Here is a 625-nt window from a genome sequence, read left to right on the forward strand (position 1 = left end):
CAGTGCGGTCCTTCACGAGACCGCGCCTGTAGACCAGCAAGTCCTGGAGTTCGGACATGTGCTCGGGCAGCGCCGATGTCGGCTCCAGTTGCAGTGCGACCCCCATTCTGGCGAGGATCGCGGCATCCACGCGGTCGGTCTTGGCGACTTGGCCGATCGCCTCGGCGAACCGTCGAGCTTGCCGTGGATTGACCTTGGCAAAGGGCAGGCCGCGCCGTGCCAGAGCTTGCTCGAGATCCCGGTGATAGGCACCGGACGCTTCGAACACGACGAGCACGTCGCCCCGTTCCCGAACCCACCGGCAAAGGGCTGTAAGTCCGGACGTGTCGTTGGAAAACGCGCGATGGTCGCTTGCACCCGCGTGGCAGGCGTCCAGGCAATCCTTCGAGACGTCCACGCCGATCGTGTCTTGCATGGTCATGATCCTCCACCTCGTCTTGTCATGCGGGCCTCGCGCCCTGGTATCCGTTCAGGTCAGAAGAAAAGGCGGGGGCGACCCTACTCGGGAACGGTCCCTTGCGACCAAGAGGGGTGCGATCCATCCCCCGCCACCGCGCGAACATGCGCAATCCGCGTGGCCGCTCCCAAAATAAACCGGGAGCTGGGAAATGCATAAGACAAGAGG

1 protein-coding gene is annotated in these 625 nt (G+C 63.8%); it reads right to left on the reverse strand.

What is annotated here, in order from left to right:
• A partial coding sequence (locus tag Q1B08_RS21630; RefSeq protein ID WP_366140092.1) for a transposase occupies positions 1–421 on the reverse strand: 421 nt, incomplete at its 3' end.
• Positions 422–625: the final 204 nt, after the last annotated feature.

Source organism: uncultured Jannaschia sp., assembly GCF_947494025.1.
Lineage (GTDB): Bacteria > Pseudomonadota > Alphaproteobacteria > Rhodobacterales > Rhodobacteraceae > Jannaschia.